This window comes from Halomonas binhaiensis (assembly GCF_008329985.2).
Lineage (GTDB): Bacteria > Pseudomonadota > Gammaproteobacteria > Pseudomonadales > Halomonadaceae > Halomonas > Halomonas binhaiensis.
The window spans coordinates 1,818,437-1,842,435 of record NZ_CP038437.2; the positions used below are offsets into that span (position 1 = coordinate 1,818,437).

21 protein-coding genes are annotated in these 23,999 nt (G+C 58.4%); 15 read left to right on the plus strand and 6 right to left on the minus strand.

Annotation, left to right across the window (positions count from 1 at the left end; translation table 11 throughout):
- Positions 1-289: 289 nt before the first annotated feature.
- Complete coding sequence (locus tag E4T21_RS07955) at positions 290-1,834, plus strand: DUF2333 family protein (RefSeq protein WP_187775133.1); 1,545 nt, start codon at positions 290-292, stop codon at positions 1,832-1,834.
- Positions 1,835-1,934: 100 nt separating this feature from the next.
- Here the strand turns inward: E4T21_RS07955 and ppa are convergent, their stop codons facing one another.
- The gene (gene ppa / locus E4T21_RS07960; RefSeq protein ID WP_149284492.1) at positions 1,935-2,462 is read right to left on the minus strand and encodes an inorganic diphosphatase; all 528 of its coding nucleotides are present in this window, start codon (positions 2,460-2,462) and stop codon (positions 1,935-1,937) included.
- Between the two features lie 377 nt (positions 2,463-2,839).
- Here ppa and E4T21_RS07965 point away from each other — a divergent pair, with 377 nt between their 5' ends.
- Positions 2,840-4,561 carry a bifunctional protein-serine/threonine kinase/phosphatase gene (locus E4T21_RS07965; protein WP_149284493.1) on the plus strand — a complete coding sequence of 574 codons (1,722 nt, stop codon included), beginning with the start codon at positions 2,840-2,842 and terminating at the stop codon, positions 4,559-4,561.
- On the opposite strand, the gene E4T21_RS07970 is transcribed toward E4T21_RS07965, so the two are convergent.
- Positions 4,558-5,517 (minus strand): LysR family transcriptional regulator, encoded by a 960-nt coding sequence (locus E4T21_RS07970; protein WP_149284494.1) that lies wholly within the window; start codon positions 5,515-5,517, stop codon positions 4,558-4,560. The two genes, E4T21_RS07965 and E4T21_RS07970, sit on opposite strands and share 4 nt — an antisense overlap.
- A gap of 179 nt (positions 5,518-5,696) precedes the next feature.
- Between E4T21_RS07970 and E4T21_RS07975 the strand changes: the two genes are divergently transcribed.
- A complete protein-coding gene (locus E4T21_RS07975) occupies positions 5,697-6,638 on the plus strand; it encodes a DMT family transporter (RefSeq protein WP_149284495.1) in 942 nt (313 codons plus the stop codon).
- A 68-nt stretch (positions 6,639-6,706) separates the two neighbouring features.
- Here E4T21_RS07975 and E4T21_RS07980 read toward each other — a convergent pair whose 3' ends face one another.
- On the minus strand, positions 6,707-7,966 hold the full coding sequence (locus E4T21_RS07980; protein ID WP_149284496.1) for a 6-phosphofructokinase: 1,260 nt from the start codon (positions 7,964-7,966) through the stop codon (positions 6,707-6,709).
- Between the two features lie 391 nt (positions 7,967-8,357).
- Between E4T21_RS07980 and mpl the strand changes: the two genes are divergently transcribed.
- The 3 genes from mpl to E4T21_RS07995 all read left to right on the plus strand — a co-directional run bounded on the left by mpl (position 8,358) and on the right by E4T21_RS07995 (position 11,095).
- Positions 8,358-9,740 carry a UDP-N-acetylmuramate:L-alanyl-gamma-D-glutamyl-meso-diaminopimelate ligase gene (gene mpl, locus E4T21_RS07985; RefSeq protein ID WP_149284497.1) on the plus strand — a complete coding sequence of 461 codons (1,383 nt, stop codon included), beginning with the start codon at positions 8,358-8,360 and terminating at the stop codon, positions 9,738-9,740.
- On the plus strand, positions 9,733-10,377 hold the full coding sequence (locus E4T21_RS07990; protein ID WP_275898221.1) for a flavin prenyltransferase UbiX: 645 nt from the start codon (positions 9,733-9,735) through the stop codon (positions 10,375-10,377). Before mpl ends, E4T21_RS07990 begins: the two co-directional genes overlap by 8 nt.
- Positions 10,378-10,471: 94 nt before the next feature.
- Positions 10,472-11,095 (plus strand): LysE family translocator, encoded by a 624-nt coding sequence (locus tag E4T21_RS07995; protein WP_149284498.1) that lies wholly within the window; start codon positions 10,472-10,474, stop codon positions 11,093-11,095.
- A gap of 47 nt (positions 11,096-11,142) precedes the next feature.
- Here E4T21_RS07995 and E4T21_RS08000 read toward each other — a convergent pair whose 3' ends face one another.
- The 3 genes from E4T21_RS08000 to E4T21_RS08010 are packed head-to-tail and all read right to left on the minus strand — an operon-like array spanning position 11,143 to position 14,418.
- Positions 11,143-12,552 carry a bifunctional DedA family/phosphatase PAP2 family protein gene (locus E4T21_RS08000; RefSeq protein ID WP_338036117.1) on the minus strand — a complete coding sequence of 470 codons (1,410 nt, stop codon included), beginning with the start codon at positions 12,550-12,552 and terminating at the stop codon, positions 11,143-11,145.
- A gap of 34 nt (positions 12,553-12,586) precedes the next feature.
- On the minus strand, positions 12,587-13,558 hold the full coding sequence (locus E4T21_RS08005) for a diguanylate cyclase domain-containing protein (protein ID WP_240349329.1): 972 nt from the start codon (positions 13,556-13,558) through the stop codon (positions 12,587-12,589).
- Entirely contained in the window at positions 13,555-14,418 is an 864-nt protein-coding gene (locus tag E4T21_RS08010; protein WP_149284499.1) for a hypothetical protein, read from the minus strand. The genes E4T21_RS08005 and E4T21_RS08010 overlap by 4 nt, the downstream gene beginning before the upstream one ends.
- A gap of 94 nt (positions 14,419-14,512) precedes the next feature.
- Between E4T21_RS08010 and E4T21_RS08015 the strand changes: the two genes are divergently transcribed.
- From E4T21_RS08015 to E4T21_RS08055, 9 genes are all read left to right on the plus strand, one after another.
- Entirely contained in the window at positions 14,513-15,811 is a 1,299-nt protein-coding gene (locus tag E4T21_RS08015) for a glutamate-5-semialdehyde dehydrogenase (RefSeq protein WP_149284500.1), read from the plus strand.
- Between the two features lie 47 nt (positions 15,812-15,858).
- Entirely contained in the window at positions 15,859-16,503 is a 645-nt protein-coding gene (gene nadD, locus E4T21_RS08020; RefSeq protein WP_149287103.1) for a nicotinate-nucleotide adenylyltransferase, read from the plus strand.
- 71 nt (positions 16,504-16,574) lie between these two features.
- Complete coding sequence (rsfS, locus tag E4T21_RS08025) at positions 16,575-16,976, plus strand: ribosome silencing factor (protein ID WP_149284501.1); 402 nt, start codon at positions 16,575-16,577, stop codon at positions 16,974-16,976.
- The gene (gene rlmH / locus E4T21_RS08030) at positions 16,973-17,440 is read left to right on the plus strand and encodes a 23S rRNA (pseudouridine(1915)-N(3))-methyltransferase RlmH (RefSeq protein ID WP_149284502.1); all 468 of its coding nucleotides are present in this window, start codon (positions 16,973-16,975) and stop codon (positions 17,438-17,440) included. Before rsfS ends, rlmH begins: the two co-directional genes overlap by 4 nt.
- A 34-nt stretch (positions 17,441-17,474) precedes the next feature.
- Positions 17,475-19,388, plus strand: a complete 1,914-nt coding sequence (gene mrdA / locus E4T21_RS08035; RefSeq protein ID WP_149284503.1) for a penicillin-binding protein 2 — start codon at positions 17,475-17,477, stop codon at positions 19,386-19,388.
- 2 nt (positions 19,389-19,390) lie between these two features.
- On the plus strand, positions 19,391-20,548 hold the full coding sequence (rodA, locus tag E4T21_RS08040; protein ID WP_149284504.1) for a rod shape-determining protein RodA: 1,158 nt from the start codon (positions 19,391-19,393) through the stop codon (positions 20,546-20,548).
- Positions 20,549-20,604: 56 nt separating this feature from the next.
- Complete coding sequence (mltB, locus tag E4T21_RS08045) at positions 20,605-21,696, plus strand: lytic murein transglycosylase B (protein ID WP_420827730.1); 1,092 nt, start codon at positions 20,605-20,607, stop codon at positions 21,694-21,696.
- Positions 21,693-22,679: a septal ring lytic transglycosylase RlpA family protein gene (locus tag E4T21_RS08050; protein ID WP_149284505.1), complete on the plus strand. Its 987-nt coding sequence runs from the start codon at positions 21,693-21,695 to the stop codon at positions 22,677-22,679. Before mltB ends, E4T21_RS08050 begins: the two co-directional genes overlap by 4 nt.
- 151 nt (positions 22,680-22,830) lie before the next feature.
- Positions 22,831-23,985, plus strand: a complete 1,155-nt coding sequence (locus E4T21_RS08055; RefSeq protein ID WP_149287105.1) for a D-alanyl-D-alanine carboxypeptidase family protein — start codon at positions 22,831-22,833, stop codon at positions 23,983-23,985.
- Positions 23,986-23,999: the final 14 nt, after the last annotated feature.

The window sequence follows — 23,999 nt, forward strand, 5'->3', positions numbered from 1 at the left end:
CAGCTGCGGCATAAGGGAAGCACATGCTTGAATGCCTGTGCTACCCACGCATTGCGCTTGAGTCATGTTTGTCGATTTGTTGCGCTTTTTCTGAATGACTCATTCGAACAAGCCTATGCCCCGCAATGAGACATCCTGGTGATGTGCAGGGTTCCCGTATGAGACACGTTATGATCAGATGCAAGGGAAGGGACCCGCACATCTTGTCAGCCTTGTGCAAGTCGCCAAGGGGGATGGGCCGATCTTGTGTACAACATCATCCTACTGCATCTCCAAAGGAGCGCCACCTATGATAAGCCGCCGATTGCGTGACGAACGCCGTCGAGAGCAACTTGAAACGCCCCAGTATGGGTGGATATGGAAGCCCTTGGCGGGCTTGGCCATCCTGGTGATTGTAGTGGTGGCTGGATTGACGATCTGGTGGAGCCTGGCGCCATCACGGTTTGATGTGAATGCCGCAACGCTCGAACGCAGGGAGGCGGCTTCGGCTGATGCAAAGGGGGCCATGGCGGTGGCCACTCTGGCCGAGGTGGTGGATACATTGCTGGACAAGCCCGGTGGCTACTTGCGCGATGACATCCTTCCGCCAGGGCTGCTGATGGACAATATGTCATCCTGGGAAGCCGGGGTGCTGAGTCAGGCGCGCCTGTTGGGTGCGGCGCTACCCAAGCTGGATGCGCAGGCAGGGGAGTCCGTGGCGCAAGTGAACGAGCTGCTGCAGGGAGACGATAGTCAGTGGTTTGGCACTTCGACCGGAAAACGTCTGGCAGATGCCAGCACTCAGCTTGATACTTACCTGGCTCAGTTCTCTACCCAAGGAGGATCTGTTTTCGATAGTGCAGGGCTCAAGCCTTGGCTGGAAAGTGTGCGTGATGAACTACAGCGCATTACCTTGCGCCTGTCAGCTTCGGTGGAGGATATCGATAGCCTGAAGGAAATGGGGATATCGGTGGCGGATGTGCCCCAGGATGCTGATGTGCCTTGGTATCACGTGGACAATGACTTTCACCAGGCTCGCGGTGAAGCCTGGGCGCTGATCCTGTTGCTTGAAGCGGTGTACCGTGATGAACAGGGGGTCATTGCCGCTGCCGGTCTCGACAACAATTGGCAGCGCCTGCTGGCCGAGCTTGAGCGAACCCAGCGACAACTCTGGAGTCCTGTCGTGTTGCGAGGGTCAGGGTTTGGCATCTTTGCCAATTATCCCTTGACCATGGCGCATCAACTGAGTCGGGCGGGGATTACTCTGGACATGTTGATTGACGACATGTCGGAGCTGCCTGAAGAGCCCCATCAAGGCAAGCCGGCGGGACAGAAGACGACTCGCTCGTTCATCGATGAGGTGGTCACTGAGCAGAAGCATGACCAGGGCTCCAAGCAAGACAAGGCGGCGGACTCCGGTCAGGAGCAGGCTACTGAATCCGAGCAGGATGAGGCGGCGAATGCTGGTCAGGAACAAGCTGCTGAATCCGAGCAGGGAAAGGCGGCGGACCCCGGTCAGGAGCAGGCTACTGAGTCCGAGCAGGATAAGGCGGCGAATGCTGGTCAGGAACAAGCTGCTGAATCCGAGCAGGGAAAGGCGGCGGACCCCGGTCAGGAGCAGGCTGCTGAATCCGAGCAGGATAAGGCAGCGGACTCCAGTCGGGAGCAGAATGCCGATTCCGAGCAGGGAAAGGCGGCGGATGCCGGGCAAGAACAGGGTGACAGCGATTCCGAGAAGAAACAAGGCGCGGAATCTGAACAAGGCAAGCCAATCATGCCAGGCGAGGCTGGAGAGCCAACCTCGCCAGAATCAGACGCCACGCCCAGGCAGGATGCCAGCGAGCAGGCTGAGTAAATCTGAACCTGCTACTGCAATGAAATAAGCCGCTCGGAATGAGCGGCTTATTTTCTTCTGGCTGAGGCGAAGGCACTTTGGCAATAGCGCCTGGCCTGGATCAGCCCTTGTAGGCAGCAGCGGACTTTTCGATGGCAGCGCGGGCGGCGTCAGCACCTTCCCAGGACTCCACCTTGACCCACTTGCCCTTCTCGAGGTCCTTGTAGTTCTCGAAGAAGTGAGCGATCTGCTGCAGCAGCAGCTCAGGCAGGTCGTTAACGTCTTGAATGTCATCGTACAGCGTGGACAGCTTGGGATGCGGTACACATACCAGCTTGGCATCTTCGCCCGCTTCATCCGACATGTTCAGTACGCCTACGGGACGGGCACGGATGATGCTGCCTGGTGCGACCGGGTAAGGGGTCACGACCAAGGCGTCGAGAGGGTCGCCATCGTCAGCCAGAGTATGGGGGATGAAACCGTAGTTGGCTGGATAGAACATCGGGGTGGCCATGAAGCGGTCGACCAGCAGGGCGCCCATGTCCTTGTCGATCTCGTACTTGATCGGCGCGTGGTTGGCCGGAATCTCGATAGCGACATAGATGTCGTTGGGGAGTTCCTTGCCAGCAGGGATGTTGTCGAAGTTCATCGTCGCTTCCTTGGTTAGAGGGAAACACTGCATAAGTGTCTGCGCGATCCAATCACAACGCTACGCGGTGCTCGTCGTTCTCACATGTCGCCATATGTTCAGACTCCTGTGCTCCGGGCGCCTTGTGCTTGAACATGCTCGTCGACTTATCGCGTGTCTCCTGAGAACCGCTGGGTAAATGCTCGCGTGTCGCCACGCATGTCTGCTTTATTCAGCGGTTCCTTGGCGGATGTTCGGAACAGTAAAAAAGCGGGCGAATTATACGAATCCCGAGCACCGATTACCATTCCTGGCGTGTATGATGGCAACCTTATACATGCCAGGGGCAAGGCGATCCACAGCTCCTGGGGCCTGAAGTCGATGATCAGGAGGGTTTCTTGGCCACCCCGCGTTTATCACTGAGTTATGGACAGGCTTTTGTTGCGCCGGACCGGCGCCATCATCGCAGCTCCATGTCGGTAAGTATGCCGGATGAACGCCAGATGCAGTCCAAGGGGGCTGCGGCACTGGTCAGTGATTCGGCATCCCGCAATGCTCTGGCCAAGCAGGCCAGTGATCTCAGTGTGCGTGGCTTTCTGGCTGATTATTACTCCACCCCCGAACACTGGGAGATAAAGATCTCCGTCCACCGGGTGCTGCACTCACTCAACGCATGGTGCCATGGGCAGACCCGCCAGGTTCAGGATGGTAGCTATGTATCTTCGCTGTCGACGCTGATCTTCCTTGGTCGCGATGCTCACCTGTTTCATGTCGGTGATACGCTGGTGTTCCGCCTGCGTGGAGCGGAGTTCGAGCAACTGACACGAGATCATGTTACTGATCTTGGCGGGTACCGCTATCCGGCTCGGGCACTAGGCATGGATGCCAGGGTTGATGTTGACTATGCAGCGATACCGTTGAAGCAGGGAGATATTTTCCTGTTCACGACCCAGAGTGTGCGCGGCACCTTGATGCCTTCGGACTATGTCGGCCTGATTCGCCAGGATGCCAGCGATCTGGATGCAGCATGCGAGCGCCTTGCCCAGGCTGCCAAAGAACGGGCCGGTGAGCGGGGTTATGGCAGTGACTCTTTTTGTTTCCAGTTGGTCCGGGTCGATGAGCTGCCGGATGCGACTCCTGATCGTCCCAGCCGCGTCTATGGAGACCTGCCTATTCCCCCGGAACTGAACAAGGGGGATCGTCTCGACGGTTTTGAAGTGGATGACGTGCTCTCGCGTACGGCGCATTCCCGTGTCTATCGAGTGCATGACATCAAGAGTGGCCGAACATCGGTGCTCAAGGCACCCAGTCCCGAACTTTCCAATCGCAATGTTTACCTGGAGCACTTTCTGCTGCAGCAATGGGTGGTGGAAAGAGTGCATTCGCCTTTCGTTGTCCGGGTCGTAGAACCTTCTCGTCCGCGCCGCTATCTCTATTATCTCATGCGTCATGTCGAGGGCGTGACCCTGACGGAGTGGGTGCGCCTTCATCCCATGGCCAGCCTGGCGCAGCGTCTTGATCTGGCATCACAGCTTGGCAAGGCGTTGCAGGCACTGCATCGTAGAGACCTGATTCACCAGCAGGTGCATCCGGACAATGTGCTGATTGACCCACATGGGCAAGTCATTCTAGCGGACTTCAGCGCATGCCATTTGCGTGATGTGGATGGTCATCGCCGTTCTCGTCGCCTGGTTCAGCAAGTAGGGCTGAATGAACATAGTGCTCCGGAATACGCGCTGGATGACGAGGTAGGGAGACGCAGTGACCAGTATGCTCTGGCTTCCACCATCTATTGGCTGCTGACGGGAGATTTGCCCTATGCAGTGCCGACCAATCGTCTGCGCAGCCATACCGACCTTGAACAGCTCAGCTACCGCAGTGCCCGTAGCTTGAACCCAGAAGTCAGTGATGAACTTGATGAGGCCCTGCGTCGTGCGCTGGACCCTCAGCGTTCGCTGCGTTTCCGTCGCTTGTCGGAATTTCTCTATCACCTCAAGCCCGTCAGGCATGGTCGTGAAGAGTCCTCAATTCCTGGGGAGAGGAAAGAACCTACCAAGCTTTGGCAATGTATTGCAGCCTTGCTGATGCTGTTGTTGGTGCTTTCCTGGTGGCTACGCTAGAGCGACGTTGGGCGATGAGGTGGCCATTTGTGTTGCCGGAAATGTTTGGCGGTTGCCAGCAACCAGTCGATGAAGCTGTCGATGCCGGCTGGGGGGGTGCCATGGCGGGGCATGACGAGCTCATAGGTGAATGGTGAGGCAAGCTCATAGGCATCGCCAAAGGGGCATGCCAGTACACCACTTTCGAGACGGTCGGCGACCAGCGGATAGCTGGCCAGCATGACGCCACGTGCAGCGATGGTCTGATCCAGGGCAAGCCCGTACAAGGAGTAGTGGCGCAACCCGGAGAGAGAGGCGTCTGTCAGGCCGGCAGCTGCAAACCAGTCGCGCCAACCCGGGAAGCCTCCACGTTGCTGAGTGCGCCAGCTGACTTCGAATAATGTATGGTCGAGCAGGTCGGAAGGCTGGCTGATGGGGCTGCGCTCGAGAAGGTTGGGAGAGCAGACAGGTATCAGGACGTCTTCGAACAGTTGAACGCCTTTCACACCACTCCAAGGAGCTCGGCCGTAGCGTAGTGCCAGGCGCGCTCCTTCCTCATGCCACGACGGCTCGCTGAATGACTGGCTTGCATCCACCGAAATGGCCACCTGTTCCCCACGGGTTTCAAAATCTTCCAGGCGTGGCAGTAGCCACAATTGGGAAAAGGACGGCGGTGCACTGATCAACAGGGAAAAAGCGACCTGGGATTGTGTATGGAGCGCTGCGACCGCATCGGCGATTCGCTGCAGGCCGGCATCAATATCCTGAGCCAGCAGTTGTCCCTTTGCCGTAGGGCGGACGCCATTGGGCTGACGCTCGAACAGCACCGTGTCCAGGTATCCCTCAAGCTGCTTGACCTGCCGGCTCACCGCGCCAGGTGTGACGTTGAGTCGAGTGGCTGCTGCCTTGAAGCTACCCTCTCGAGTCGCCTCCGCAAATGCCCTGAGAGCATTGAGTGGTAGTCGCTCTATTTTCATGGGTTGAGTTTTCCTGAGCCTAAGTGCCCACATTAATCGTTTGGACACGAGACGGGCAAATGTTGAACTAGCGCTACTTGATATCTCTGCTCGACTAACCCAGCTCAGCTATCCCGGTTCGCTGTATCTGCCCGGTTATCTCTGATCGAAACGCCTATCACCAGGGGGGGGGAAGGAAAATGGCGGAATCACGATGTGTTGCTGTCGGCGGCGTTCAGGTATCGGCGCTTCATCACTCTCGCCGTCCTGTGGACATGATGGCTGGCGTGGCCATGCTGGCTTTCTGTCTGGCCCTTGGTCTGCAGCAGGTTGCCATCAAGGCGATTGCCGCGGAAGTGTCGCCACTGACGCAGATTGCCATTCGCTCGTTTCTGGCAGCACTGCTGGTTGGAGGGTTGATGGTTTGGCGTGGTGTCCGCTTTGCCGAACTGCGAGCAGGGGTGGGGCCGGGCCTGCTGGTCGGGTTGGGGTTTACCTTTGAATTCGTGTTCGTGGCAATAGGGCTGAATTACACACTGGCGTCGCATATGTCTGTCTTTCTCTATACGGCGCCCATCTTTGCCGCCCTGGGGCTGCATTTTCTCGTACCAGGTGAGCAACTGGTAAAGCGCCAGTGGCTGGGAATGATGATCGCATTCGGTGGGCTGGTGGTGGCAATGGCGCCGATAGGGGGCGTGTCCGTCAATGGTGCCACGTTACTAGGGGATATGCTGGGCCTGCTGGCCGGTGTTTCCTGGGCGATGACCACGCTGGTCTTGCGCCGCTCGTCCTTGTCTGAAGCGCCGCCATTGCAGACGCTGTTCTATCAACTGGTCACGGCAGCAGCGCTGCTGCTACCTGTTGCGGCGCTGAGGGGGGATCTTGGAAACATGGCTGTCACGACGTCGGCAGTGACCAGTCTGGCTTTCCAGACCTTGGTGATTTCCTTTGGCGTATTGCTGTTATGGTTTGCCTTGCTACGCCGCTATCTGGCATCACAGTTGGGTGTGCTGTCGTTTCTGGCACCGATCTTCGGGGTGATGTTCGGCGCTATGCTGCTTGAAGAGCCGCTGACGGCAAGCTTCCTGGTTGGTGGTGTCATTCTGCTGGGAGGTGTGATGCTGGTGACACGTCCGACATGATGCCCTCGCCCCGCCATGATTGGCGGGGCGAGGGCTTGCTGTCAGGAATGTCGCTGTAAGCCGATGGCTTACAGAGAGAATTCCGGAAGGCGTTTTTCAACGCGGGCAAGCTTGAGCTTGGCGACCTTGGGCAGGCCGTTTTCAAAGGGAGGGAAATCCTCGCCCTGAATCAGCGGAGACAGGTAGGAGCGGCAGGCATCGGAAATACCGAAGCCATCTGCACTGATGAATTCCGGCGGCATGAACTTTTCGCGGTTGGCGACCTCTGCCAGGGGAGCCGCTTCGATCTGCCACTGGTAGGGAGCATCGCTGATGCGCTTGATGGCAGGCATCATGGAGTTCTGGCCGGCCAGAGCCAGCTCTACGGCTTTTTCGCCCACGGCATAGGCCTGCTCCACATCGGTCTTGGCGCCAAGGTGACGAGCCGCACGCTGCAGATAGTCGGCTACCGCCCAATGATACTTGTAGCCGAGGTCCTGCTTGACCATGCCCGCCAAGGTAGGAGCAACCCCGCCCAGTTGGCGATGGCCGAACGCATCGGTGTTGCCGGAGTCGGCCAGGAAGGTCCCGTCTTCGTAACGGGCACCTTCGGAGACCACGATCACGCAGTAGCCATAGTGCTTCACTGCGTACTCGACCCGCTCCATGACCTTGCGACGATCGAAGGGAACCTCAGGGAAGATGATCAGATGCGGAGGTTCGCCTTCGCCTTGGCCAGCCAGGCCGCCGGCGGCTGCAATCCAGCCAGCATGGCGTCCCATGACCTCGAGCACGAATACCTTGGTGGACGTGGCGCACATGGAGGCGATGTCCAGGGAAGCTTCGAGAGTGGAGGTGGCAATGTACTTGGCCACGCTGCCGAAGCCAGGGCAGTTGTCGGTGATCGGCAGATCGTTATCGACAGTCTTCGGCACATGGATGGCGGTCAGCGGATATCCCATCTTCTCAGACAGCTGAGACACCTTGAGGCATGTGTCTGCGCTGTCTCCGCCACCGTTGTAGAAGAAGTAGCGGATGTCATGGGCCTTGAAGACTTCGATCAGGCGCTCGTACTGGGCACGATGGCTGTCGATGTCCTTGAGCTTGTAGCGGCAGGAGCCAAAGGCACCGCCCGGAGTGTGGCGCAGGGCCGCGATGGTTTCGTCGCTCTCCTGGTTGACGTCGATCAGGTCTTCGGTGAGAGCGCCGATGATACCGTTATGGCCGGCGTATACCTTGCCAATGCGGTCACTGTTACGGCGACAGGCTTCAATGACGCCACAGGCACTGGCATTGATCACGGCAGTGACACCACCGGACTGGGCGTAGAAGGCGTTGTGCTGAGCCATGGGGCTGGGACTCCTGAGGGGATGACTTCGGCGCCAGGAAGCAGTGTATGACGGGCTATGCAAGAGGGGCTGCGGGAACCCAGACACGCTCCGTGCGTCTGTGCTCCCGTCAGGTGTGGTGCATTTTCACGCGTGACCTTCCGCGCCAAAACTTCCCACATACTAGCGGCAGTACCTCTCTGCCGCTTCATCCCGTTCGCCTATCGATTCATTGCTTCCCTGGTATCTATGGCGCCAGCGTAATTGTGTTGGGCGCGATTCTAGCCCATTGGTTCCCCAGGTGCACCCGGGATAGCACGGATTGTCCATGCCTCGGCGCTGCTGGAGGGCTTCTGAGTAGCGTGATAGTCTGCCCGCTTCGGGTTGGTCATGTGCGCTCGGAGGCGCCCCCATGCATCTTCATATTGTCGGAATCTGCGGAACCTTCATGGGCAGTCTGGCCCTGCTGGCGCGAGAGTTGGGTCACCAGGTCAGTGGCTCGGATGCCAATGTCTATCCTCCCATGAGTACCCAGCTGGAAGAGGCTGGCATTGCTCTGATGTCAGGCTATGGCGCCGATAATCTGGTTCCGCGGCCTGATCTGGTGATCATCGGCAATGCGCTGTCGAGGGGCAATGCCGAGGTGGAAGCAGTGCTTGATGAAGGGATGGCCTATGTCTCCGGTGCACAGTGGCTTTCTGAGCATGTGTTGCCCGGCCGGCCTGTGATTGCCATTGCTGGAACTCATGGCAAGACCACGACAGCCAGCCTCACTGCCTGGATCCTGGAAAGTGCAGGCCTGAACCCAGGTTTCCTGATTGGCGGTGTGCCACGTAACTTCGGTGTTTCAGCCCGGCTTGGCGATCCCGAAGGTCCATTCGTGGTAGAGGCCGACGAGTACGACACAGCCTTCTTCGACAAGCGCTCCAAGTTCGTTCATTACCGGCCAACTGTGGCGGTAATGGGCAACCTGGAGTTCGATCATGCTGATATCTTCCCCGACCTGGCAGCCATCGAACGCCAGTTTCACCATCTGGTGCGTACAGTGCCGAGCAAGGGGTGTCTGCTGGTTGCGGATGGTGAACCGGCTTTGGACCGTGTGCTGGCGCAGGGAGCATGGACACCCATCGAGCGTTTTGGCACTCAGCCTGATTCAGCATGGAGAATCGAGCTGGAGCGCGAGGACGCCAGCCGTTTTCGAGTCATCCATCGCCTGGAAGATGGTAGCGAGGAGGACGCTGTGGTGGACTGGTCGCTGACAGGCACTTACAACGCTCGCAATGCGCTGGCGGCATTGGCGGCATCGGCACATTTCAGGGTTGATCTGGCGCGCAGTGCGGCGGCCTTGTCTCGCTTCGAGACTCCGCGCCGGCGCCAGGAAGTGCGTGGTGAAGTGGCGGGTATTCAGGTCATTGATGATTTTGCCCATCACCCTACTGCCATTCAGGCAACCCTGGAAGGCTTGCGGGCAGCGACACAGCGAGGCCGGGTTCTGGCCGTGATCGAGCCGCGTTCAAATACCATGCGTCTGGGAACGCTCAGTTCACGCCTTGCGGACAGCGTGGCGAGTGCCGATGCAGTATGGTGGTATCAACCAGAGGGCCTGGACTGGTCACTGGATAGGGTGATTGCCGAGTCGCCGGTGCCGGCGACCTGCCTTGGTGACATTGATGCGTTGGTCGCCGCTGTAGTGGCAGAGGCCCGACCCTATGATCGTATCGTGGTGATGTCCAATGGAGGCTTCGAGGGCATTCACGAACGTCTATTGCAGGCATTGGAGACTGCCCATGATTGACGCCTCGCCCAAGCCGTCGATGACGGAGGGCTTCAATGCTCCCATCAGCGTGGCCCTGACGGGTGCCTCCGGGGCGCAGTATGGGCTGCGCCTGATAGAAATGCTGGTGGCGGCAAAGCATGAAGTCTGGGTGATGGTATCCAAGGCGGCCCATATGGTCATTGCCACGGAAACCGATGAGGCTTTGCCTGCCAGGCCGGAGCGTCTGGCTGAAGTGCTGGAAAAGCGCTATGGGGCGACGCCAGGACAGCTGCGCTGCTTTGCTCGTGAGGACTGGATGGCTCCCGTCGCTTCGGGGTCCGGGGCTGCTGCGGCCATGGTCATCTGTCCGTGCTCGACTGGCACTCTGTCGGCAGTGGCGACGGGGGCAAGCAATAATCTGATAGAGCGGGCGGCTGATGTGGCACTCAAGGAGCGTCGCAAGCTGGTGCTGGTGCCGCGAGAAACTCCGCTGTCCGCAATTCATCTCGAGCATATGTTGAGCCTGACGCGCATGGGAGCCGTGATCCTGCCAGCGGCACCGGGCTTCTATCATCAACCGAAGTGCGTTGAAGATATGGTCGACTTCATTGTGGCTCGCATACTTAACCAGTTGGGTATCGAACAGCAACTGGTGCCTCGTTGGGGGGATGATTGACGGGGCTGGCATGATGGCTCGGACAGGCAAGCATCATGATCCGGGGCGATATTCCGTTGTAATTTCATTCCATGTGCTGTGGTAAGGAAACCTGATGCCTTCTTTGGCGGTGCTGTCTGTCTTCGTCCCTACCTTTCTATTCGTTTCTCTGACACCAGGGATGTGCATGACCCTGGCGATGGTGCTGGGCATGACCCAGGGGGTGAAGCGTGCCCTGTGGATGATGATTGGTGAGTTGCTGGGTGTTGGCCTGGTGGCTTTTGCTGCAGGGGCGGGTGTGGCTGCGTTGATGCTCAAGTTGCCGGCCATGTTTGCCGTGTTCAAGTGGGTTGGCGGTGCCTATCTGTTCTACCTGGGCATACAGATGTGGCGTTCAAGAGGCCGCATGGCCATTCCCGACGACCTCTCTGACGTGGCCCCTACAGCCCGCAAGGAACTGGCCATGCAGGGGTTTGTCACGGCGGTTGCCAATCCCAAGGGGTGGGCCTTTTTCGTGGCGCTTCTGCCTCCTTTTCTTGATGCCACACGCCCTTTTATAGGGCAGTTGCTGGTGTTGATCGTGATGATCCTTGCCATCGAGTTCTGTGCCTTGATGTTATATGCCAGTGGTGGCAAGAGCCTGCGCCATCTGCTGGCCAAGGGCGGTAACGTACGTTTGCTCAACCGTGTCGCAGGCACGTTGATGTTAGGCGTAGGGTTGTGGCTGGCGCTTGGCTGAAGAAGAAGGCGAACAACGCGAAAGCTATCTTCTCCTTCCGATGGTATTTAGACGGGTGGTAGCCACAACACTCTTGCACAGACCAGCAGCAGTGAAGCAAGCAGCAGAGCAGGCAGGGGGCAGGGCGAGAGAGGCTTGCGCTCCTGACGTAACCACGCCAGTTGCGTCATGGCGCAAACCACCAGGCCAAGCAAGCTGCCGCCGATCAGGTCACTCAACCAATGCACTCCCAAGGTAATGCGTGACAGGGCCATGGGCACCACGATCAGAATGGCTGCCCAATATGGCCAATAGCGCTGGTGTCGCGGCAGGGCCTGGGCGATGAAAGTGGCTGCCAGGCCGAAGACCACTACGCTGGCCGAGGTGTGGGCACTGGGATAAGAGAAGGAATTGGCTAGATAATCTGGCGTGTCGGGTCTTGCTCTACCGATTAGTTCCTTGCCCAGTGTATTGAGGGCGGCAACGCCTAATAGGGCAGATAGAACATGGCCCAGGGCTGCCCAATGGCGTTTCACAAGCAACCAGGCCAGCCAGGGCAATGCGATGATCGTAATGCCGAGCATGTCACCGGTCTTGGCCATGACTTCCGAAAATGTCGGCAGTAATGGTAGGTCGAGGCCGCTGACGATGGCATTCAGCCGCGCGTCCATGGGCATGGGGCCATCAGCATCCAGTACGATCAGGGTCCAGGCAGATAGCCCGGCCAGGGAGCCGAGTAACAGCAGCCAACTGGCAAGAGGTGGCTCGTCCTCATGATGAGGGGCCAGGATGCGCCATAGCTTGTCACCACCTGGCAGGCGGGCGGTTAGCCAAGCCAGGCCGCGATAGAGCAGTCCCTCCGGGTTGGCATGATGCCGCACCAGAGAAAACAGCAGGGCAAGCACCACGACGGTAATGCCCAGGCCAATGAGCCAGGGATTCAGAGCCTTCGGAAGTGCCTGCCACTGGTCCCAGGTGCTGCCGAGAAAGTAGCCTGGCAGCACGTAAGCCGGCGCCCATAGCACTGCCGATCCTACATTGGCCCAGGTGAAAGTGGCTGGCGGCATGTGCATGATGCCGGCTATCAACGGCACGATGGGACGTACGGGGCCGACGAAACGGCCCAAGAGTACCGAAAGCGGGCCATGGTGATCGAAGAAGCGTTTGCCTCGTTCCAACCATTCAGGATGTTTCGACAAGGGCCACATGGAAGTGACCTGATCGCGGTAGCGATAGCCGAGTGTATAGCTGGCACCGTCGCCGATGATGGCGCCTAAGAAGGCACAGGCTATCACCCAGATCAGTGCGATCTCGTAGTGCCCGGCCAGGGACGCAGCAGCCGTGATCAGGACCACGCCAGGTACCAGCAGGCCAATCAGTGCCAGTGACTCCACCAAGGCGATTGTGATGATCAATGCCAGAAGTACGCCTGGAGATGGCATCATCTGGTACAGCCAGTTCCCTAGATCCACTTGCATGATTCCTTGGTGGGCCCATGCCAGCCTCTCGATGTCAAGAAGATGGCGTGAGCGCTTGCGTTCCGCTATGACAGGAGATGTTCAGGTCGAAGGTGCTCTTTTCCAGGCGCTGTTCGAAGTCAGGCCAGGTTTCACCCGGGCGCAGGGTACACAGACATGAGCATAAGGTCACGGGGATAGTATCGGTAAGCCGGATATTGTCCAGCATCTGCTCCAGGCGCTTGAGTACCAGCAGTGCACCACTTTCTGACGTGTTAGGCAGGACCAGCCAGAAATCGGCGTGATTCTGGCGACCGAGAATATCATGGTCGCGGCAACGGGAACGCACGGCCCGGCATAGTAAATCGAGCTGTGACAGTTGGGCCCTGGGGCCGAATTGCTCGCTGGTAATGTCCAGTTGAGGAAGGTGCAGAATCAACACGACCAGGCCTTGTTCCAGGTGCCGTGCCCTGTCGACCTCTCCCTCCAGGCGCTCGTGCAGAGTGTGGTGATTGACTGCGTCGCAGTCGGGGTCGTTTGGATCGGTTGCCCGGGCCAAAGCCCGCTGGCGTTGGAACTCCCAGCCACATAGCGCAACGATGGCCACCATGGTCAGGTAGGGCTGGGTGTGATTCCATGCGGCGAAACTGCCCTCCAGGCGGACGATCCATGCTGGCATCAGCACCAGATTCAGGGCCAGTGTCAGCAAGGGCGATAGCGGCAGGAGCATCAGGTTGAATACTACCAGGGCGCATAGCCACAAGGTGTGGAAGTCGTCCAGGGTCGGGAGCTGCATGAAGGTGACCAGGTAACCGCAGACCAACAGCAAATAATCCATGGTGCGTGTAGGCCGGCGCAACGTGCTGAGAGTGGTGATCAGCAGCAGGCAAGCTACCGCTGCTGGCAGGGCAATCAGTCGGTAGTCGCCGACGAGATAGTGCCAGATTGACAACCCTGCCAGCATTAGTGTGGCAACGATACCGGCTGCAGCTCGTAACTCGGGAGCCCAGTGAGGATGGTCGGTCATGCGCTGCCCTCCACAAAGTGTGTCGAAGGCGCTTGCTTGTCCAGCGCGGCCAGGGCTTGGGACAGGGAGTTGAGGCCGGAGAGTTGAACGACGCGAACGGTGACTGGGTGGTCGATCGCTTCGAGCATGTCATTACGGCGCTGCTGGGCGTGCTTCGATGTGGTGCTGGTCAGGATCATGCCAAGCGTCCGGCCGTTCAGGTGGTAGACGTTTTCGAAGCGATGAATGAGTTTGCATAAGTGGTGGGCCAGAGGCCACAGGTGCAGTGGGCTGGTCTGCACTAGGACCAGTTCGGTGTGTACGCCATCACGGGTGGCGCGGCTGGTTTCCCTGGGCAGGTCACGCTCGAGTTGTGCCAATGGCCAGAGCGGCAATCCAGGAGCCAGTCGCGCGCGCTGCAAAAAGCTGCGCTGGCGTTGCGTGATAGGCAGGGAATGGGCCACGGCAAGCAGCATGAATATGCTCAATATGGCCCCGGCAAACAGCCAATGATGCAGGCTCAATGACCCCAGTAACCACCACCAGGAGAAACCTGCCAGGCAAATGTTCAGTACCAGCATCCATTGGTTCTGGGGAAGCAGCAGAAGGCATGGCCAGACCCATAGCCATTCGCTGTTCTGTGCAGGGCTCAGGGTCAGCAGGCTGGCCAGGAGAATGCTTGGCACCATTAACCACGGGCGGTAGGCATGACGCCTGTGGCTGAATTCAAGCAGCAGAGCGCTGACGACCAGCCAGACTGTTGCCAGACCTAGCAGTCCGGCGTCTATGGGATGTGCGACGGTGACGGCCTGATAACCGAGCAAGCCAGCAACGATAAGAAGATTGAGCCTGAATAGGGCGACTTTGTACTTGTTGCGCATGCTGATTTAGTATGGTGCCTTCCATTGACAAGAGTTCGAGAAGCCGCTGACTGACAAGTCGCTAGCGCTTCCCTCCGAGGAGATCCTTTTCGGCATGACCGCCCAAGCCAACGCCAATGATGCCATCACCCAGGTCGCCGATGTTGACGCCTACATGACACAACTGGGCCAGTCGGCTCGTGATGCGGCTACTCAGCTTCGTCGCGCCAGCACTGCCGTCAAGAATCAGGCTCTGCTGGCCGTCGCCGCACACCTGCTTGCAGCTCGTGAGCTGATCAAGGCTGCCAATGCCCAGGACCTTGAGCGTGGTCGAGACAAAGGTCTGGATGCTGCGCTTCTTGATCGCCTGGCACTGAATGATGCGCGCATTGATGCCATGATTGAAGGCCTGCATCAAGTCGCGGCCTTGCCTGACCCTGTGGGCGAGATCGATGGCTTGCGTACACTCCCTAGTGGTATTGAGCTGGGTCAGATGCGTGTTCCTCTGGGTGTCATTGGCATCATCTACGAGTCGCGCCCCAACGTCACTCTGGATGCGGCCAGCCTGTGCCTGAAGTCGGGCAATGCCTGCATACTGCGTGGCGGCTCCGAAGCCAATGCTTCAAATATTGCATTGAGTGAGTGTATTACGAAAGGCCTGGCAGATGTTGGATTGCCTGCAGCCGCCGTACAGATGGTGGAAACCACTGATCGCGCCGCGGTTGGTCGCCTGATTGCGATGCCTGAGTACGTGGATGTCATTATTCCGCGGGGCGGCAAGTCATTGATCGAGCGCATATCCTCCGATGCCCGGGTGCCGGTGATAAAGCACCTGGACGGAATCTGCCATGTCTATGTGGATGCTAGCGCTGACCTGGACAAGGCTGAAGCCATTGTGATCAATGCCAAGACGCATCGTTATGGTGTGTGTAACGCCATGGAAACCTTGCTGGTGGATGAACCTGTTGCAGCACAACTGCTGCCACGCCTGGCAGCGGCATATCTCGAGCACGGCGTCGAGTTGCGTGGTTGTGAACGAGCCTGTGCCATTGTGCCGCAAATGAATGCGGCGAGTGATGAGGATTGGGCCACCGAGTATCTGGCCCCCATACTGTCCATTCGCGTCGTCGACGGCATTGAAGAGGCCATGGCACATATTGAGCGCTATAGCTCGCGCCATACCGATGCCATTGTCACCGAGAGTTATACCCTGGCACGGCGTTTCCTGGCGGAAGTCGATTCCAGTTCAGTGATGGTCAACGCTTCGACACGCTTTGCCGATGGCTTCGAATATGGCCTGGGCGCCGAGATCGGCATTTCTACTGATCGCCTGCATGTGCGCGGTCCTGTGGGCCTTGAAGGTCTTACTACGCGCAAGTATGTGGTGATGGGCGATGGACAGATTCGCCAGTGACACTGAAGTTTGAAGTCGGTGATGAAGAGGTGCCGGCACGCATTGCGATGCTTGGCGGTACCTTCGATCCCGTTCATCTAGGCCATCTGCGCACTGCTGTCGAGCTGCGCGAGGTGCTGGGGTTGCACGGTGTTCATATGATTCCTGCAGCCCAGCCACCCCTGCGTGATCAGCCACAAGTATCCCCTGAGCAGCGCCTGGCCTTGCTGCGCCTGGGCATTGGCGATACACCTGGGGTCGTGGCTGATCCTCTGGAGCTCGAGCGGGCAGGACCTTCCTATAGCGCTGATACCTTGGCGGTGCTGCGTCGCCGCTATGGGAACGATGCGTGTCTGGTCATGGCGCTGGGCCATGATGCCTTTCTCAAGCTGGCTGGCTGGCACGAACCAGAGCGCCTGTTCGAGCTGGCCAACTTGGTGGTGGTCGATCGGCCGGATCATGGCAGCCCTCTGCCGCCGGCCTTGCGTACCTTGCTTGCGGGTCGTGAAGTGGAGAGTGTCGAGGCGCTGATGGCACGCCCTTATGGTCGACTGCTGCGCCTGTGCCTGCCGTCGCGCATGGCGATTTCCGCGACTTTTGTGCGTGAGCGGCTGGCACGAGGAGGCAGCGTCAGATACCTGCTAGCAGAGGCAGTGGAGGCAGAAATCCAGGCCAAGGGACTTTATCTGCAATGCGATTGCCGAGAAGGGTGAATCAGGCGCTGCCAGTTGCGAGCCAAAGGTTTACAATATCGGTTTACGGTAATTCCCATTGATGAGGGACTATGCAGATCGACGCTTTAAAAACACTGGTTATCGAGGCGCTTGAAGATGTCAAAGCCAATGACATCACTATGCTCGATGTTTCCCGTCTGACAAGTGTCACCGATTGGATGGTGGTGGCCAGTGGTACTTCCAGCCGCCATATCTCGGCACTGGCTAACAGCGTGATCACAGCAGCCAAGGAGAATGGTGTTCCTCCCCTGGGGGTCGAGGGCGAAAATGGTGCCGACTGGGTGCTGGTCGACCTTGGCGACCTGGTGGTGCACCTGATGTTGCCGCAGACTCGCGAACTCTATGACCTGGAACGCCTGTGGGCGGACCTTCCTACGGACAGTACGGATGTCGGTGCGGGGGAGTGTGCCGAAGACGGTGCTGAAGAAGTCGGGGAAGAGGTCAAGGCATGAAGGTCCGCCTGCTGGCGGTCGGTACTCGCATGCCGGCATGGGTGAACGATGGTGTCGAGGAATATCGCAAGCGTTTGCCCAGGGACTTCTCCCTCGAGATTGAAGAAATTGCCCCCGGTCATCGTGGCAAGAATGCCGATGTGGCGCGGGCAATAGCTCAGGAAGCCGAGCGTATAGAGACACGCCTCAAGGGGGACGAGCACATCGTCGCTCTTGAGGTGCTGGGCAAGGCATGGACAACTGAGCACCTGGCTCAGGAGGCCGACGCCTGGCGCATGGAGGGACGCGATGTGGTGCTGCTGGTAGGTGGCCCGGATGGACTGTCGTCCGAGTTGTCGGCCAGGGCTCACCAGCGCTGGTCGTTATCTCCTCTGACTCTCCCGCATCCCGTGGTACGGATAGTGCTCGCAGAGCAGCTGTATCGAGCTTGGACATTGATGGTGGGTCACCCCTACCACCGTTGATTCCCGAACGAGTTTGTCAAGGATTGCTTCTCGCATGCGTGAGCGTCGTGAAACCCTGAAAAATCCCGAACACGCATCGCGTACCTTCCGTCTGCGCGCCGCTCTGGCAGCGATTGTCGTGGTTCTGCTCTCTGCTACGTTGGTGGGGCGCTTGGTGTATCTCCAGGTCGTCCAGCACCAGACTTACGTCACTCGTTCGGAAAACAACCGTGTGCGGGTCGAGCCGCTGCCTCCGACCCGGGGGCTGATCTACGATCGTAATGGCAAGCTGCTTGCGGAAAACCGCCCAACGTTCAACCTGACGCTAGTGCGTGAGCGGGTCGATGACCTGGATGCCACCCTGGAATTGCTGGTCGATCTTCTCGATCTGCCCGAGGCGGAAGTCGAAGAGTTTCGCGAGCGTTCACGTCAGCGTCAGCGTCCTTATCAGCCGGCATTGCTGATGACCGACCTGACCGAGATTCAGGTCGCCAAGCTGGCACTCAACCGCCATCGTCTTCCCGGAGTTGAAGTCCAGACGCAGTTGCTGCGCTATTACCCGGATTCCGAGATCATGTCGCACGCCCTGGGCTATGTGGGGCGAATCAATGCGGAAGAACTGAAACAGCTGGATCCTGGCAACTATGCCGGTACCCACTTTATTGGCAAGACCGGAGTGGAGTACTTCTATGAGGATCAGCTGCATGGCCGGGCTGGCCTGCGCAAGGTTGAAACCAATGCGCGGGGTCGGGTGTTGCGTGAATTGGGGCATACCGACCCAACCCCTGGGGCAGACCTGACCCTGACCATCGACAAGGATATGCAGCAACTGGCCTATCAGTTACTTGATGGGCGGCGTGGAGCTATCGTTGCCATTGCTCCTCAGAGCGGCGAGATCATCGCCATGGCTTCGGTGCCCGGCTTCGATACCAATCAGTTCGTCACAGGAATTGACGTCAAGTCCTATCGTGATCTGCAGGAAGATATCGATCTTCCTTTGTTCAATCGGGCGACACGCGGCAGCTATCCAGCAGGTTCCACGATCAAGCCCTTCATGTCCATCAGTGGGTTGCGGGAAGGGGTCATCACGCCGGATACGGTGATCTTCGACCCTGGTTACTATCAGCTACCCAATGATGATCGCCGTTATCGCAACTGGCTGCGCTGGGGGCATGGTCGAGTCAATCTGGAGCGAGCTCTGGCCGTGTCCAACAACACCTATTTTTATTCTCTGGCCCATGAAATGGGCATTGACCGTATTCATGACGACCTGCTGGATTTTGGCTTTGGCACCAGAGTGGCCGCTGACGTGGCAGGACAGGGAGATGGCCTGCTGCCATCACGGGACTGGAAGCGGGCGCGTTTCAATCAGGCCTGGTATCCAGGGGAGACCCTGTCGGTAGGTATCGGCCAGGGATATTTGCAGATCACTCCGTTGCAACTGGCTGCCGCCACTGCAACTCTGGCCAATCGTGGTCATTGGGTGCGCCCTCGCCTGGCCAAGGAGATAGGCGATAATCCTGTGCCCGTGAACCTGCCCGATACGCCGCCGGATATCGAGATCGGCAATGATGCCTATTGGGATAGTGTCTTTAGCGGGATGCAGAAGGTGCTGTCCGGAGTTGAAGGGACGGCGCGCCGCACCGGTGCGGGCTTGAAATACCATATGGCCGGAAAGTCGGGTACCGCCCAGGTTTTCTCCCTGGGGCAGAACGAAAAATACAATGCTGCCGAGTTGCGCGAGCGCTTGCGCGATCATGCGCTTTTCATGGCTTTTGCTCCGGTAGAGGACCCTCAGATTGCCATTGCGGTAATCGTGGAAAATGCCGGAGGAGGCTCAACTCATGCGGCAGGGTTGGCTCGAGCCATGGCAGATGCCTGGATCCTTGATCACAACTCTGGACGCCCTGTAGATGATGACAGCGCAGCAGCAGGCGATGACCTGGCTGCCCGTCGGGAGGACGACTGAACATGCCAATCGACTTCGTGCGCTCCCTGCGTGGATATCCGGTGCGTCCTCCGGTAGGCGGTATTTCCCGTCGCAAGACCATCTGGCAGCGCCTGCACATTGATCCCTGGCTGGTCGGGCTGTTGTTGCTGTTGATGATGGGTGGGCTTGTGGTGCTCTACAGTGCCAGTGGTGAAAACATGCACATGGTCATTGCCCAGGCAATGCGCTTTGGCGTGGCACTGCTGGTGATGCTGGTGCTGGCGCAGTTTACACCGTCGGCATTGATGCGCTGGGCTTTCCCTGCCTACCTGGTGGGCATCTTGATGTTGCTGGCCGTCGAAATTCTTGGTGACATCGGCATGGGCGCCCAGCGTTGGTTGGTCATTCCGGGTGTGGTGCGCTTTCAGCCGTCAGAATTGATGAAGCTTGCCATGCCGATGATGGTGGCGGCATGGATCAGTCGTCACGAATTGCCGCCCAACTGGAAGGTGCTGCTGGGTTGTGCCGCGCTCATTGCTGTTCCGGTCGGGCTCATCGCTCGACAACCAGACCTGGGGACCTCCCTGCTGGTGGCGGCTGCGGCAGTCTTTGTGGTTCTCCTGGCAGGCCTGTCCTGGAAGTTCATCGGGGTAATGGTGGCGGGCGTCGGAGCGGCACTACCCGTGCTGTGGATGAACATGCATGACTACCAGAAACAGCGGGTGCTGACCTTTCTTGATCCGGAAAGCGATCCCTTGGGGGCCGGATGGAACATCATTCAATCCACCACGGCGATCGGCAGTGGCGGCATATGGGGTAAAGGGTGGTTGCATGGAACCCAGTCGCAACTGGAGTTTCTACCTGAACGTCACACGGATTTCATTGTCGCTGTTCTGGGCGAAGAATTTGGCCTGATTGGCATGCTCGTGGTGTTGGCGCTGTATCTGCTGATCATTGCGCGAGGCATGTGGCTGGCGGGAGCGGCGCAGGACACTTTCGGGCGCTTGCTGGGTGGAGCCATCATCCTGACCTTCTTCATCTATGTCTTCGTCAACATTGGCATGGTGAGCGGCATCTTGCCTGTCGTGGGGGTTCCGTTGCCACTTGTGAGTTACGGAGGGACGTCCAGCGTGACCTTGATGGCTGGTTTCGGTATCCTCATGGCGGTTCACGCACACCGCCGTTTGTTGCCGCGCTAACCCTTGCTCAAGCAAGCTGGCAGGCGTCAACGGGTGCTGATTCAGGGAGAGGTCGAATGAAAGTGCCCCCGTTCCAGGGAAAAGGTGGCGTTCGTGTAGCGCTGTGTACATTGATGGTCGGCTTGCCGTGGATGGTGCCGCTGGCAGCCCAGGCCCAGGATTTCGATCCCGCTGGGATGCCCAAGGTTCAGGCCATGGTAGAGCGCCTGGCAGGACAGGGTATTGATCGAGGTTGGTTAAACCACGCCATGGGCGAGGCCCATTATCAGGCTTCAGTGATCGAAGCCATGAGCGGTGCGGCCGAATACAATCTGACGTGGCATAAATACCGTGACATCTTTCTGGGCGAAGAACGCATCCAGGAAGGTGCGGACTTCATTGCGGAACATCGCGATGCCTTTGAGCGCGCTCAGGCACGTTACGGGGTTCCGCCAGAAATCATTGCTGGCATTCTCGGTGTCGAGACCCGCTACGGTCAGATTACGGGCAAGCACCGTGTGCTCGACTCACTGTCGACTTTGGCCTTCCATCACCCGAGTCGAGGCAAGTTCTTCCTGGGTGAACTGGAGGCTTTCCTGACCATTGCCTATCAGCAGCATGTAGACCCCGGCGAGCTCAAGGGTTCCTATGCCGGTGCGATGGGCTATCCGCAGTTCATTCCTACCAGTTACCAAGCCTATGCCGTAGATTTCGACGGCGATGGGCAGCGCAATCTGTGGACTGATCCGGTCGATGCCATTGGCAGCGTGGCCAACTATTTTGCGGAGCATCGCTGGCAGCCTGGCGGCACGATCTATTGGGAAGCCGAAGGGCCGGCGACGCCACCTGCGTCGGTGGACTTCAATCAGGCCAAGGCGCCATACGTGAGTGTGGCTGAGCTGGCTGCAAAGGGGGTTCATCCCCAGGAAGCGATAGCAGCGGACCGGCGTGTCATTCCATTGGCCCTGGAAATGGCCGATGGCAGTACCAAGTATCGCCTGGGTGGTGATAATTTTTATGTCATAACCCGTTATAACCACAGTCATTTTTATGCCATGGCCGTTACTGAACTGTCCGAGGCCATCGCTCTTGCGCTCGAACAGCAGGAGAGTGGCGAGATGGGAAAGGGCGGATGGCTGGATGCCACAGTGAAGGAGACGGCTCCATGAATCGACGCAGTTTTGCTCTGCCGACCCTATCATTGTTGCTGGCCCTTGGCGGGTGTGCGAGTGATGGGGATAGTGGTGCGGCATCCGGCCCGGCCCAACCCAAGGCTTCCGCCAGTGCCCCCGCTCCGGGGACTGCGGGTGGGCGCTATGCCATGAGTGGTGATGCCTATCCCGAATCGCCTCCGGATGTCAGTCAGGTGCCGGATGCGGTACCCAGAGTGGAATCGCGGTCGTCTGCGGGTAATCGGTCTACCTATGAGGTATGGGGACAGACCTACCATGTGCTCGATGATGCGACGGGTTACAGCCATGAAGGAACGGCATCCTGGTACGGGAATAAATTCCATGGCTACGCCACGTCCAATGGCGAAATCTACGACATGTACAAGATGTCGGCCGCCCACAAGACACTGCCGTTGCCAACCTATGCCCAGGTGACCAACCTGGACAACGGACGTTCAGTCATTGTGCGGGTCAACGACCGCGGTCCTTTCCATGATGACCGGGAAATAGACCTTTCGTACGCTGCTGCATCGCGTCTGGACATCCTTGATCATGGTACTGGCCGAGTGCGGGTGACGGCCATTGACCCGCAGCAATGGCTGGCCCAGCACTCCGGCGGCTCGGGAGCGCAGGTTGCCAAGGCTGCTCCTGCAGCGGCACCGGTGACGAGAAATTCCGCCGTGAATACTTCGACGGCGGCACCGCGTGACTCTCCTGCTCCCGCTGCCAGTGCGCCTGCTGCTGCCACGAGCGGCGAGGATCTATTCGTGCAGGTCGCCGCTTTGGGTTCCCAGGATGGCGCACGAACCTTGCAGAAGGATCTTCAGCGCCGTCTTGAGCGCAATGTTCGTGTTGCCAGCGAAGCAGGGATGTACAAGGTTCAGGTAGGGCCGCTGCCCGATCGAAACCAGGTAGAGCCTTTGCGCCAGGCACTGGCCCAAGCAGGCTACCCCCAGACCTTTGTCGTCGGAGACCGTTGAGGCTCCATGACGCGAAGACGAGACCCGGCGATGTCATGTCGCCGTATTTTCTGTCAGTGAGAGACACCCAAAGATGATTGCCAAGCTGTTTTCTCGCCGCCGAGTATTGCCGGCAGCTCTGCTGTGCTGTTCTCTGGTTGCGCCCTGGACCATGGCTCAGCAGGCCAATCCGCAGCCGGATGCGCCCAAGCCTGATGTGCCAGAGCCCCAGGTCATGATTCCGTCGCCGCCTCAATTGGCGGCCAAGTCCTGGATCCTGGTTGATGCCGATAGTGGACGTGTCATTGCAGAGCACAACTCTGACGAACGTCTGTCCCCGGCCAGTTTGACCAAGCTGATGACTGCCTATCTGGTCGAGCGTGAGCTTGAACGTGGCAACATCAAGCCTGATGACATGGTACCGATCAGCGAGAAGGCCTGGCGGACAGGAGGCTCGAAGATGTTCGTTGAAGTCGGTACTCAGGTACCGGTGGACGAGCTGCTGCATGGCATCATCATCGTTTCCGGCAATGATGCCAGTGTGGCGATGTCAGAGTACCTGGCCGGTGGTGAGGCCCAGTTCGCGGACTTGATGAATCAGCATGCTGCGCAGTTGGGCATGGAGAATACGCACTTCTCCAATGCAACTGGTTTACCGCACGATAACCACTATTCTTCTGCGCGTGATTTGATGCGCCTGGCTCGTCACATCATTCGGGACTATCCCGACCATTATGCAATGTATAGCCAGAAGACTTTCAACTACAACGGCATCGAGCAGAACAACCGCAATCGCCTCCTGTGGCGGGATCCGAGCGTCGATGGTCTCAAGACAGGTTGGACCGATGATGCCGGATACTGCCTGGTATCTTCTGCCAAGCGTGATGACATGCGCTTGATTTCAGTGGTAATGGGGACCAGTTCTGAAGAAGCCCGAGCCCAGGAAACGCAGAAGTTGCTGAGCTATGGCTTCCGTTACTTCGAGACATTGAAGCTTTATGATCAGGGCGCTGTGCTTGATACTCCGCGTATCTGGGGTGGGGCCACTGATCAGCTGCGTGTCGGCGTCGATCAGGCTGTCACCATGACCGTGCCACGCTCGCGCAAGGATGAGTTGACTGCCAAGCTGAACATTGATTCTGACCTGGACGCTCCCATCGCTGCGGGACAGAAAGTTGGTACCATGGAAGTGCGTCTGGGTGATGAAGTCGTTGGTGAACGCCCATTGGTCGCCCTGGAAGCAGTGGAAGAAGGTGGCTTCTTCAAGCGCATGTTCGACAAGGTCCATCGTTTCTTTTCTGAGCTTGTCGGCAATTGGTTCGACTGAGCCGATCGCTATGC

Coding starts and splice junctions, on each gene's coding strand:
- E4T21_RS08055 (WP_149287105.1), top strand. CDS start 22,831: ATGGCTCAGCAGGCCAATCCGCAGCCGGATGCGCCCAAGCCTGATGTG.
- mrdA (WP_149284503.1), top strand. CDS start 17,475: ATGCGTGAGCGTCGTGAAACCCTGAAAAATCCCGAACACGCATCGCGT.
- mpl (WP_149284497.1), top strand. CDS start 8,358: ATGCATCTTCATATTGTCGGAATCTGCGGAACCTTCATGGGCAGTCTG.
- mltB (WP_420827730.1), top strand. CDS start 20,605: ATGAAAGTGCCCCCGTTCCAGGGAAAAGGTGGCGTTCGTGTAGCGCTG.
- E4T21_RS08010 (WP_149284499.1), bottom strand. CDS start 14,418: ATGCGCAACAAGTACAAAGTCGCCCTATTCAGGCTCAATCTTCTTATC.
- ppa (WP_149284492.1), bottom strand. CDS start 2,462: ATGAACTTCGACAACATCCCTGCTGGCAAGGAACTCCCCAACGACATC.
- nadD (WP_149287103.1), top strand. CDS start 15,859: ATGCTTGGCGGTACCTTCGATCCCGTTCATCTAGGCCATCTGCGCACT.
- E4T21_RS07980 (WP_149284496.1), bottom strand. CDS start 7,966: ATGGCTCAGCACAACGCCTTCTACGCCCAGTCCGGTGGTGTCACTGCC.
- E4T21_RS07990 (WP_275898221.1), top strand. CDS start 9,733: ATGATTGACGCCTCGCCCAAGCCGTCGATGACGGAGGGCTTCAATGCT.
- E4T21_RS07975 (WP_149284495.1), top strand. CDS start 5,697: ATGGCGGAATCACGATGTGTTGCTGTCGGCGGCGTTCAGGTATCGGCG.
- E4T21_RS08015 (WP_149284500.1), top strand. CDS start 14,513: ATGACCGCCCAAGCCAACGCCAATGATGCCATCACCCAGGTCGCCGAT.
- E4T21_RS08050 (WP_149284505.1), top strand. CDS start 21,693: ATGAATCGACGCAGTTTTGCTCTGCCGACCCTATCATTGTTGCTGGCC.
- rlmH (WP_149284502.1), top strand. CDS start 16,973: ATGAAGGTCCGCCTGCTGGCGGTCGGTACTCGCATGCCGGCATGGGTG.
- E4T21_RS08005 (WP_240349329.1), bottom strand. CDS start 13,558: ATGACCGACCATCCTCACTGGGCTCCCGAGTTACGAGCTGCAGCCGGT.
- rsfS (WP_149284501.1), top strand. CDS start 16,575: ATGCAGATCGACGCTTTAAAAACACTGGTTATCGAGGCGCTTGAAGAT.
- E4T21_RS07995 (WP_149284498.1), top strand. CDS start 10,472: ATGCCTTCTTTGGCGGTGCTGTCTGTCTTCGTCCCTACCTTTCTATTC.
- E4T21_RS08000 (WP_338036117.1), bottom strand. CDS start 12,552: ATGCAAGTGGATCTAGGGAACTGGCTGTACCAGATGATGCCATCTCCA.
- rodA (WP_149284504.1), top strand. CDS start 19,391: ATGCCAATCGACTTCGTGCGCTCCCTGCGTGGATATCCGGTGCGTCCT.
- E4T21_RS07955 (WP_187775133.1), top strand. CDS start 290: ATGATAAGCCGCCGATTGCGTGACGAACGCCGTCGAGAGCAACTTGAA.
- E4T21_RS07970 (WP_149284494.1), bottom strand. CDS start 5,517: ATGAAAATAGAGCGACTACCACTCAATGCTCTCAGGGCATTTGCGGAG.